8 protein-coding genes are annotated in these 11602 nt (G+C 42.2%); 7 read left to right on the top strand and 1 reads right to left on the bottom strand.

Going from position 1 to position 11602, the window contains the following annotated elements; genetic code table 11:
- From EA341_RS15170 to EA341_RS15140, 7 genes are all read left to right on the top strand, one after another.
- Positions 1-1901: T9SS type A sorting domain-containing protein (locus tag EA341_RS15170; protein ID WP_293016010.1), on the top strand; the 1901-nt coding region annotated here is incomplete at its 5' end.
- A gap of 257 nt (positions 1902-2158) precedes the next feature.
- The gene (locus EA341_RS15165; protein WP_293016009.1) at positions 2159-2734 is read left to right on the top strand and encodes a TlpA disulfide reductase family protein; all 576 of its coding nucleotides are present in this window, start codon (positions 2159-2161) and stop codon (positions 2732-2734) included.
- Positions 2735-2836: 102 nt separating this feature from the next.
- Positions 2837-3499 carry a hypothetical protein gene (locus EA341_RS15160; RefSeq protein ID WP_293016008.1) on the top strand — a complete coding sequence of 221 codons (663 nt, stop codon included), beginning with the start codon at positions 2837-2839 and terminating at the stop codon, positions 3497-3499.
- Positions 3500-3605: 106 nt separating this feature from the next.
- Complete coding sequence (locus EA341_RS15155; RefSeq protein ID WP_293016007.1) at positions 3606-5942, top strand: glycoside hydrolase family 95 protein; 2337 nt, start codon at positions 3606-3608, stop codon at positions 5940-5942.
- Between the two features lie 53 nt (positions 5943-5995).
- A complete protein-coding gene (locus EA341_RS15150; RefSeq protein WP_293016006.1) occupies positions 5996-7342 on the top strand; it encodes an FAD-dependent oxidoreductase in 1347 nt (448 codons plus the stop codon).
- Positions 7339-8469: a nitrilase-related carbon-nitrogen hydrolase gene (locus EA341_RS15145; RefSeq protein WP_293016005.1), complete on the top strand. Its 1131-nt coding sequence runs from the start codon at positions 7339-7341 to the stop codon at positions 8467-8469. The genes EA341_RS15150 and EA341_RS15145 overlap by 4 nt, the downstream gene beginning before the upstream one ends.
- 12 nt (positions 8470-8481) lie before the next feature.
- Positions 8482-9723 carry a carcinine hydrolase/isopenicillin-N N-acyltransferase family protein gene (locus tag EA341_RS15140; RefSeq protein ID WP_293016004.1) on the top strand — a complete coding sequence of 414 codons (1242 nt, stop codon included), beginning with the start codon at positions 8482-8484 and terminating at the stop codon, positions 9721-9723.
- Here EA341_RS15140 and EA341_RS15135 read toward each other — a convergent pair.
- The coding region (locus EA341_RS15135) for a sialate O-acetylesterase (RefSeq protein WP_367127620.1) at positions 9716-11602 on the bottom strand (1887 nt) is incomplete at its 5' end. The two genes, EA341_RS15140 and EA341_RS15135, sit on opposite strands and share 8 nt — an antisense overlap.

Genomic DNA, 11602 nt, shown 5'->3' with positions numbered 1-11602 from the left:
ACGCTGCGTTTGCAGAAGCAAATGTTGGTACCTGGACAGTTATTGCAGATGTTTCAATCGACAATACAAACTACAGCTTAACTTCAAGAACGGCTTCCGATGAAGCGGAAATCTTTGCAAAAGAGCTTACTGCCACAATAGATGCAGAGGATAAAACATATGACGGAAATACAGATGCAGAAGCTACTGGAAGTGTTCCGGCGGAGGATGTGATCTCTGGGGACGTTGTAAACGTTTCAGTTGAAAACGCTGCGTTTGCAGAAGCAAATGTTGGTACCTGGACAGTTATTGCAGATGTTTCGATTGACAACACAAACTACAGTCTAACATCAGTTACGGCCGAAACAACTGCAAACATAACTCCTGCCCCTACCACGATCACTGTCCAAGACGCAATTGCTAACTGTGATGGGAATAAGGTAACGCTGACTGCTACAGTGAAAACTAAAAATACAGCTATTCAAGGTGAAGCGGATACTGAAGGCGGGAAAGTAATCTTTAGAGTTGGCGATAAAGAAATAGGTTTTATAGACTCTTCAACTAATGGCGTATTCTCAGGTGACATCTCAATTGATTTGCCAAGAGGTTCAAGCTATGAAATCATAAGCGAATTTATTCCGGGTTCTGGAAACCTAAGTGGCTCTGAGACCGATTCTAAATTGACGGTATTTGAAGTGACTATTAAGTCAAGCGAAAAACCGAATGAAAATGGCAATGTGGTCATCTTCGATGGAGCAGCCAATTCATTGGGATTACCTTCCAGCACTACACTTACTGCGGACTTTAAGCCGTCGTTAGATGCTGAAGTGAATTACCAGTGGTATTTCAAAAATGCGGATGAAGATGTCTTTACCATTCTAACGGGTGAAACTAAATCAACATACACTGTTATTGCATCAGAGGACTTTACTAGAGAATACAAAGTTGAAATCAATATTGATGGCAATTGTGTCGCCAATAACATCTTCTCAAAAGTAGTATCTGTAGAAGCCTCTTGTGGAAAAGCAGGCCAGAACAAAGTTCAGGTTTGTCATGTGACGCCAAATGGCAAGCGGAAGACCATATGTGTAAGCGCAAATGCAGTAGAAGCTTTGATAAATGGAAATCCAGGATCCTATATCGGTAATTGCAATATCTTATACAGAGCAGATCAGGAACCTGAATTGATCACAGTGGCATGGAACACCCCGGTAGAAATCATTAAAGGTGAAATTGCTACCCAGAGTATGAAATGGTTCAACCGTAAGCAAATCAAAATGAACATTTCTACTGAAAGTTATAATTCACTTCAGCCTGGGATATATGCCTTGACCGCAGAGTTGGAAGTAAACGAATTCTACGAATTGAATGAGCCGATTGCAATCAGTGTCTTGGTTCTAGAAAAACCTTTGGCTCTGGATATTGCTATCAATAATAATCAACTAGCTAATGATCTTCGGTCTGGACAATTAATTGGAACCCTTAACACCATAGACCCAATTGACAATATCCATGTTTACAACTTAGTGGAAAACGAACTGGTTGAATTGAATGGCGATCAATTGATCTGGAAAGGAAGCCAGGTGCCAGCTAAATTCACCATACAAGTTACCAGTACGGATAGGGCTGGACAGACGATCAGCAGAGAAATCCAGCTTACGAGAGAAATCAGACCAAACAGATTTATACTCTTTCCAAATCCAGCGCAAAACCAAACGAATTTAATGGTGGATTTGGACGAAGGTGTACAAATTGAAATCAGGGTATTCGATGCTGTTGGAAGAGTAGTAATTCAGGACAGCATTTACCGTGAGGAAACATTCATCCAAACCTTAAACCTGGATGGATTGGCAACCGGCATGTATCTGGTTCAAGTCAAAACCGGTGATATTATTATGACCGAGCGTTTAATAAAACGTTAAAACCTAGTGGGTGAACTTTTTTAAATGAACAGGCCGTCGGAGGCAATTCCGGCGGCATTTTTTTTCCTTAAACACCATAACATCAAACCTAAGGTGAATTTTAAAATGCTTTTGAATAATAGCCTTTACAGAAATTTCTATCAGGCTAATCCCCTCCAAAAATTCAAAACTTGGATTGGTACTAAAAATCACAAACTCCAAATAATTATTAAAGTACCTTTGTCAACTTCAATTAGGGAAAGAAAAATTTAAAAATAATGGATTGGAAAAAAGAATTCAAAAGTTGGGGCATCATCCTGGCTGCTTTCGCATTCTTATATTTTACAGGATTGATCACTCCAATTATGGGAGGCCTACAATCCTTACTCCTCAGCACAGGTTTGATCAAGCCAAAAATCACCCTGGAAGATAAAACCAACAGGTCCTTTGACTACACGGGAAGGTTTCAAGACCTTGAAGGAAATATGGTAAACTTGGCTGATTACAGGGGTAAGACAGTTTTCATCAACTTATGGGCGACATGGTGTCCCCCATGCAGGGCTGAAATGCCGCATATTTCAGAGCTTTACAAAAAGGTGAAAGACCAAGAAAATCTCGAGTTCCTAATGATTGCCCTAGACAAGGAATTAGCAAAGAGCAAGGACTATATTGATAAAAAAGATTTTACCTTTCCAGTAGTCCATGCGAGCTACGGCCTCAATGCTTCCCTCCAAAGTCAATCCATTCCTACCACGCTGGTCATTAATCCTGAAGGAGAAATTGTATTCTATCAGGAGGGAATGAGCAATTTTGATACGGAGGAATTCAGGAATTTTTTGATCAGTCAAAATTAAAACAACTCACTACTAACAGTTTAAAAAAAAAATTAACTTTTTAAGACTTAATTTTTAATATGGACGTAAAGAATAATAATTTCACATCCTCTATCAGTTTTTATGAAAAAAGCACTAGCCATTGCATTTCTGATTACAGCCATTTCTTTTAGTTCATTCTCACAGGAAAAATCTTCAGATCCGGTTTTTGATTATTCGGAAACAAAACATGAACTCTCTTTGGATATAGCACCGATCATTGGTGGTAATTACCCCTCAAATCTTTTATACCGTCAGCATTATGTCAGTAAAAAGGGAAATGATGTAGCCTTTCGACTTGGAGCCAGAATAGGAGCAAGTATTTCTTCCACAGAAAGCGATAATTCCACTCCTGAAAACATCTCCAGAAACAACCAAAACTTTAGTGTCTTTCTGGGAAAGGAATGGCAAAAGCAAATCCAATCCCGCATCATTGGATATTACGGTGTTGACCTTGAACTTGGATATGGCCGTTTCTATTTTGACGCAAGCAATACAACAGACGGACGAGTATTTACCAATCAAGTAGATAATTTTTTTAATATCGGAACTATAGGATTTTTAGGAATGCGATATCACTTCACCCAGCATTTCTCAGTATCTGCAGAAACAGCAGCCAATCTCAACTACAGTAATTCGAGGTTTGAAGGCACGTTCGAAAATAATGTTAACAACACCCAAAGAACCAACTCCCTTGGTTTGAGCATGATCCCACTCAGGGCAATCAGGTTTGCTTTTCACTTTTAAGTGAAACACCATTTTTCACCTACAGTCATCTTATTCTTGCCCAAAGGCGGAGACTACTTGCGGATTCGGTAAATATTCAGGATTTTGATATCCTAAACCCAATCCCATGAAGTCTTCGCTTTTTTCTTTGCTCCTTTTTTTCATAAGTCTATCCTCAATTACAAGCTCATATGCCCAAAGCAAATTATGGTATACCCAACCTTCAGAAAATTGGGAAGAAGCTTTGCCTCTTGGCAATGGGCGATTGGGAGCCATGGTTTTCGGTGCCACCTCCACAGAAAGAATCCAATTGAATGAAGATTCCCTTTGGCCGGGAGGACCGGATGATTGGGGACTGGCAGAGGGAAAACCTGAAGACTTGGCCTATATCAGAGAATTGCTGGTTAAGGGAGAAAACAAAAAAGCAGACTCACTTCTAGTGGCCTTGTTTTCCAGAAAAAGCATTACCCGCTCCCATCAGACCATGGGAGATTTATGGCTGGATTTCGACCATCAAAATATCACAGACTATCGAAGAAGCCTGGACTTGGAAAATGCAGTTTCCTCTGTGAGCTACTCTCATGATGGACATGCATTTGAACAAAAAGTATTCACTACCAACCCTGATCAAGCAATCATCATCCAAATTACAACTGCCCACCCGGATGGACTGAATGGTAAAATCAGGCTGGACAGGCCTCTTGACGAGGGTTTTCCTACTGCCACAACGCAGGCAGTAGCAGCAAATATCCTTCAGATGGATGGGGAGGTCACCCAAAGAAGTGGAATGATTGATTCCAAACCTGCCCCGATACTTCATGGGGTCAGGTTCCAGACCTTGGTTTGGTTGGAAAATCAGGGAGGAAATTTAAAAGCTGAAGCATCTGCCATCTCTCTGGAAAAAGTCAAAAACCTTACCATCAAACTGGTAGCCAATACTTCCTATTATCACAGTGATTTCAGAGGAAAAAACCAAGCGGATCTCCTGGCCATCAAGAATAAAAGCTTTGAGGCACTCTTACAAACGCACCAAGAAGACCACCTAGCTTTGTTCAATCGAGTGAAATTTCAATTGGGTGAAAAAGCAGCCGATACCATTCCTACTGATGTCAGGATAGAAAGTGTAAAAGCAGGAGGCATAGACCTGCATCTGGAAAAATTACTTTTTGACTATGGCCGGTATCTCCTGATCGCAAGCTCAAGACCTGGCACACTACCAGCCAACTTACAGGGCATATGGAACAGGCATATTGCTGCTCCCTGGAATGCGGATTACCATATGAATATCAACCTGCAAATGAATTATTGGCCCGCTGAGGTAACCAACCTCAGTGAGTTGCACGATCCTTTTTTTGACTTTACCGATGCCCTTTTTCCCAGTGGCAGAAAAACAGCCGAGCAAACTTACGGCATGAGGGGTGTGGCTTTCGGGCATGGCACAGACCTTTGGAAGATGACCTTTCTTCAGGCAGCCCAAGCCTACTGGGGCTCTTGGCTGGGTGCAGGAGGCTGGATGATGCAGCACTATTGGGAAAGGTATCAGTTTACACAGGACAAGGACTTTCTGGAACAAAGGGTATTGCCGGCCTTAAGTGAAATTGCTGCCTTTTATGCAGACTGGATTGTCCCTCATCCTTTGGATGGAAAATTGGCCTCCTCCCCTTCCACTTCTCCGGAAAACAGTTTTATCAACCAGCATGGTGATGCTGTAGCCAGTACAATCGGAGCGGCCATGGACCAGCAGATCATTGCGGAAGTTTTTGACAATTTCATCAAGGCAAACGAAATTTTGGGATTAGAGAGTGATTTGTTAACTGAGATAAAAGCAAAAAAGCAAGCACTCAGGTCAGGACTTCAGGTGGGCTCGGATGGAAGATTGCTGGAGTGGGATCAGGAATATGAAGAGCCGGAAAAAGGCCATCGACATATGTCCCACCTTTACGCCTTTCATCCAGGCGATGCGATCACCCAAACCCAGACACCGGAATTGTTTGACGCCGTAAGGAAAACCCTCGATTATAGACTGGCACATGGCGGTGCCGGCACAGGTTGGTCCAGGGCCTGGCTAATCAATTTTTCCGCCAGATTGATGGATGGAGAAATGGCGCATGAACATGTGAGAAAGTTGATTGAGATTTCCCTTTACCCCAACCTCTTTGACGCGCATCCACCTTTCCAGATCGATGGGAATTTTGGATATACCGCCGGAATAGCAGAAATGCTCCTCCAGAGCCATGATGGATTTATTCACCTTTTGCCTGCATTGCCTTCGGCTTGGCCTGATGGCAAGATCTCTGGACTGAAGGCAAGGGGAAATTTCATGGTAGATTTGGAGTGGTCTGCGGGTAAGCTAAATAAGGCTTCTATCAGTGGTCCTACTGGCGGAAAAGTCAAGGTCTATTATAAAGGAAATAGCCAGGTGCTGGAACTGGATAAAGGAGAGAAGATTGATTTATGGTTCTGATATTTTGATTAAATTGACAATTGGCTACTTGGCCAAAACCCAATAAACCCTTCATGAAAGACGTAATTATCATCGGGGCTGGTTTTTCCGGTCTGGCAGCAGCCAAAACTTTACATGCACAACATATTTCCTTTGTCTTACTTGAAGCCAGAGACCGTATTGGAGGAAGGGTTTACACCAAAAGATTCGAAAATGGTAAATACCTTGATTTCGGTGGTCAGTGGATAGGACCCGGGCAGGACAAGATGTATGCCTTATGTGAAGAATATGGTATAGAGATTTATGAGACTTATAATCAGGGCAGGCATATCCTTGACCTCAATGGCAAAATCAAGAAATACAAAGGTTTGATTCCTAGACTGGATATTTTTTCATTGCTCAATTTGGATTGGCTGATGAGGAAATTGGAATCCATGGCGAAAGAAATCACCAGCTCCTCGCCTTGGAATCATCCAAAAGCCTCCACCTGGGACCAATTGAACTTAGAGGATTTTATAAGAAAACACAGCTATACAAAAACCTGCCGTAAAGTAATCAATATCGCCTTAGAAACAGTTTTCGCCAGTAAACTAAAGGAAATTTCCTTGTTGCATGCCCTATTTTATTTCAAATCTGGAAGAAACCTAAATACATTGATCAACATCCAGGATGGTGCTCAGCAACACCGGATTGTGGGGGGTATGCAGGGCTTGGCAGAAAAGATCACAGCACCTTTTCAAGAGCATATTTATTACAATCATGCAGTGAAGGAAGTGCGCTCCTTTGATAATGAGATATGGGTACGTGGAGATGGCTTTGAGCTGAAAGCTAAAAAGCTCATCATGGCCATTCCTCCTCCGCTAGCCAGAGATATACAATTTCACCCTCAGCTTGCTGCCTCAAAATCGGGGCTATTACAAAAACTGGAGATGGGGACAGTGGGGAAATGCTTTATGGTGTACAAAGAGCCTTTTTGGCGAAAAGAAGGTTTCAGTGGACAAGCTTTTGCGGACGAAAATTCTCCTTTTCAGTCCATTTTTGACAGTTCACCCAAAGATGGCGAGTATGGTGTGATTCTGGCCTTTACCATTGCAGACAGGGCAGAGCAGTTTTTCAAAAAAACCAAGAAAGAAAGGGAAAAAAGCTTATTGGATAAACTTGTGGACTATTTCGGGGAGAAGGCTGCAAGTCCTCTTTTTTATGAGGATTTCACCATGACCGACGAAAAATGGAGCAAGGGATGCTATGCCGCTTTGTACCCTACGAATGCATGGACCAAATACGAGGATGCCTTGTCGATGGGTGAAAATTCGGTTTTTTGGGCTGGGACTGAAGCGTCTCCTGAGTGGTATGGCTATATTGAAGGTGCAGTAAGGTCCGGAGAAACTGCAGCCAGAAACGTAATTTCCTCATTGATATGAGATACTTAGCCATCACATTGACTGCCCTTGTTTTAATTTGGATAATCTGGGCGAAAACAGGTCATACAGGAGAATTGCCTGAAGTATCAGGATATATGAGCCTAACTGAGGAAATCCAACCTCTAACAAACGACAGTACAAGAGGTAATATCATTGGAATACAACCATTTATGTTGGAAACGGACTACCTCAAAGCCGAAAGATTTTACAACAAAATGGATACTTACTTTTCTGAAGCTTCTGCACAGGGATTGATACTAGAAAACAGCATAGTGCTGTTACCGGAATATTTGGGCACTTGGCTGGTCATCGCAGATGAAAAAATCTCGGTGGCTGAAAGCAGTTCCCTTAGCGCTGCAATGGCCAGGTTGGTACTGAGTAATCCCATATCGATTTTTCAGCATTTCAACTTCAAAGCAGAGGAATCAGATAAAATTGCAGCCACTTTATTCCGGATGAAAGCTGCAAAAATGGCGGAAATCTATGCAGACACCTTTTCCAGGTTAGCCCAAGAATATCAGGTACATATATCGGCGGGTAGTATCATATTACCAGCCTCCAAGATTAGGGGTTCAAAAATTGAAATAAATTCCGAAGCAAACCTTTACAATACCTCCTTCCTTTTTCTTCCAGATGGAAATATCCATCCTAATGAAGTAAAAAAAGCATTTCCTATAGATTCTGAGCATCCTTTTGTGACTGCGTCAAAGTCATCTGAAATCCCACAGTACCAACTCCCCTTTGGAAAAGTAGGTGTTTTGGTCTGTGCAGACTCCTGGTATCCGGAAAGTTATGAAGCCATGAAAGGCGTAGATATCGTGTTGGTGAATTCCTATTGTGCCATAGACGGAGCCATGAATCTCCCATGGGCGGGTTACAATGGTAGTGCAGCACCAAAGGATGTGGATTTTACAGATATGGGCTCGTTAACCGAGCATGAAGCCTGGCTAAAATATGCCCTTCCCGGAAGATTGGCATTATCCGGAGCTACGGTCGGTGCAAATGTATTCCTTAGGGGAAGACTCTGGGACTTGGGCACTGACGGTCAACCATTTTTCATCCGAGGCGGTGAATTACAGCATGCCAATCCGGCTGAACAAGGGGGTATTTGGAGCATGCAGTTTTAAATCCTACAACTTATGTGTGATACCTTAGTCTCCTTACCCCACTATACACAAAATGGCAATCTGATTTTCGCGAAAAATTCAGACCGGGAACCTGATGAGGCCCATGAGGTCCTATATGCAGGCAGAACTTTCCATAAAACCCGGAAATTGTCCTGTACTTATATTGAAATCCCACAGGTAGCTGAAACATACGAAGTCATACTTTCCAAGCCCTTTCACATGTGGGGGGCAGAAATGGGTGTCAATGAATTTGGGCTTGTTATTGGAAACGAAGCAGTATTTACCAATGTAAAGATCAATAAGAAAAATACTGGGCTTACAGGTATGGACTTACTGAGGTTGGCATTGGAGAGGTCAGCGTCAGCGAGAGAAGCCATTCATTGTATTACTGGATTACTGGATATATATGGTCAAGATGCATGTGGTGGTTATCAAGACAAAAATTTCTATTACCACAACAGCTATATCATTGCAGATGCTCAACAGGCGTTTGTTTTGGAAACTGCCGGAAAATCCTGGGTATTAAAAGAAATCCATAGCTTTGGAAGTATTTCAAATGGACTGAGTATAGGTACTGATTTTGATAAAATCCATTTGGTAAATGAGAAACGGAACTTCCCTTTTAACTTTAAAAAGAAACCAAAACCTTTTTCCTTCAGCCAACACTTTTCGGATTTTCTATATACCAAAGTCGGCAGGGCAAAAACCCGCAAATCCTGCAGCATGGCTTTGATCGAAACAGCCAAGGGCAATTTGGACATTGAAAAGACAATAGCCATACTGAAAACACACAACATTCCAGACCCTGAATTTGACCCGAAAAAAGCCAATACAGCGTCTCTGTGCATGCATGCCACAGGTATGACGAATCCAAGTCAGACTACAGGAAGCATGGTGGCAGAAATCAGGTCAGGACTACCAAGTACCATCTGGCTTACTGCTAGCTCAATGCCTTGCCTATCTGTATATATGCCATTTTTCATGGCCACAAAAACACTGGATGATCTAATCAAGCCGGGACCCCATCCAGATGACTCCCTTTGGTGGAAAGCTGAAAAGGTCCACCGATGGGTATGTCGAGATTACCAAAACAGGAAAGAAAAACTCCAGGCTTCATTAGGAACTATGCAAAAGGAATTTATCCAAGGAGAAAAACGCCTGATGGATAAGCAGGCAGATTACCCTGAACTCGAAAAATTCAGTACAGCCTGTTTAAGGAAAGTATTGGATTTTTATGAATCAAACCTTACCTGACCTCATCTATATCTGTCAGCTTGTACCTGAAAGGTTCTGCCGGCAAACCAGCTGAATTATAAAGGTTCACTTTAGGATTGTCCGCCCAGGCATACCTGACTTCTACAGGGCTTTTGACTTTCGGATGGGATACCTGAATTTCATTTTCCCCACTGATTATGGCATTGGCCTTGTAAAAATCCCCGTCTTCTCCTGCAATGATAAATCCTTCTACCTTGCTGCCCAACTCCATAGAAAAACCATCACCCAGGTTTGAATAGGTAATTACAAACATATCATTTACTGATCTTGCCCTCAACATGACCGGACCTCTATCCAGCACTTCTTCATTATAAGCCACTTTTTGGGCTACTTTCCAAAGTCTATGCCCTACATCCCGCTTGTTTCGGGGATGGATATCTCCGGCATCTCCAATATCCAAAGTTACGGCCATACCAGTATTAGGCAGGCTACGCACATTACTTTGTGCCTCCCTCAAAAAAGCCCAATCAGATTCAGTCTGTACTTCTTTGTGTTCCTTATAGTTGGCCAATTGCACATACAAAAAAGGAAAATCACCAAGACCCCATTTACTTCTCCAATCAGTGATCATGGTCGAAAAAAGCAATTCGTATTGTTCATGGTCTTGAACATTACTCTCCCCCTGATACCAGATGACACCTTTTATGGGGAAATTGAGTAAGGGGTGTATCATGGCATTGAACATCATACCGGGCAGCCAGTTATATTTTTCAACCGGTGGTAGTGGTTCCTCTATTCTATTGTTGTATTTCCAGTCACCTTCCAAACTGATTTGTCCAGAGGCAGTTTTAAGATAAAAATTCCCTTTTTCACCTACAATTACTTTGTTGTCCCAGGTATTGACAACCCGAATAGCAATTAGGTTTTCCCCTTTTTTGAGCATACTGGATGGGATAGGAAAGTCCCTTACCTGATCTTCATAATCCTTCACAAAAAGACGACCGCCATTTACGTATACATGGGCCAATTGCTGGATATCACCAAACTGAATCCTCACGCCCTGGGTGTCATTGAGCTTGACTTTTTTTCTTAACCAAACCACATCTTCAAGCGGATTGGCTTCAGGCAGTTTGATCGTTTGCCATTCACTGTCATCATAATTGGGATTGACCACTCCTTGGATTTCCCCATTTCGTGCGGCTCCCACCAATTCATTTCTTTCCAGTTCTCTGACCTTGTTATCTATCACTTCCTGTACCCAATAATCACTTCTATTCAATACATCTCCTGCCTTATCTTGGTAGAACTCCATTTGCAAAAGTGCTTCAGCATCAGTCCAACCTTCGGCTGGTGTGCCTCCCCAATTGCTTTCAATTATCCCGATGGGAATTCCTTTTTCAAGGTGATTTTTTTTGGCAAAATACCAGGCCACAGCTGAAAAATTGAGCAGGTTGTCAGGGTTGGCTACTCTCCACTCTCCACCGCGGATATTGAATTTTGGCTTGGCGTCATAATCATGAGGAATCTTAAAAAAACGGATCAATGGATAATCTGAATCAGCAATTTCTTCGCTCAGTTTTTCTACACCTGCACTCATAACCATTCCCATATTGGATTGACCACCTGCCAACCATACCTCTCCAACCTGTACATCACGGATAACAATGTTATTTACTTCCAACTTAAATGGACCTGAAGCAGACATGGCATCAAAGGCTACCAGCCAATGTCCATTTTCATCTACTTTGGTTTTCTTTTCTATACCGTCAAAAGAAATTATAACTGTTTTATCTGGATCTCCCTTACCCCATACACGTATGGGCTCACCCCTTTGAAAAACCATATGGTCAGAAAAAAATTTAGGCAATTCTACCTCTGAAAGCTTTTCCTCCTCTCCACAGGAACCAAGAAACACAAT

The sequence above is a fragment of the Mongoliibacter sp. genome, assembly GCF_007692705.1.
GTDB lineage: Bacteria > Bacteroidota > Bacteroidia > Cytophagales > Cyclobacteriaceae > Mongoliibacter.
Note: the sequence above shows the minus strand (reverse complement) of the source record. Positions and strands in the feature narration are given on the sequence as shown.

Bases quoted from the DNA above. Each gene is read 5' to 3' on its own strand.
- EA341_RS15165 (WP_293016009.1), top strand. From the start codon at position 2,159: ATGGATTGGAAAAAAGAATTCAAAAGTTGGGGCATCATCCTGGCTGCT.
- EA341_RS15160 (WP_293016008.1), top strand. From the start codon at position 2,837: ATGAAAAAAGCACTAGCCATTGCATTTCTGATTACAGCCATTTCTTTT.
- EA341_RS15155 (WP_293016007.1), top strand. From the start codon at position 3,606: ATGAAGTCTTCGCTTTTTTCTTTGCTCCTTTTTTTCATAAGTCTATCC.
- EA341_RS15150 (WP_293016006.1), top strand. From the start codon at position 5,996: ATGAAAGACGTAATTATCATCGGGGCTGGTTTTTCCGGTCTGGCAGCA.
- EA341_RS15145 (WP_293016005.1), top strand. From the start codon at position 7,339: ATGAGATACTTAGCCATCACATTGACTGCCCTTGTTTTAATTTGGATA.
- EA341_RS15140 (WP_293016004.1), top strand. From the start codon at position 8,482: ATGTGTGATACCTTAGTCTCCTTACCCCACTATACACAAAATGGCAAT.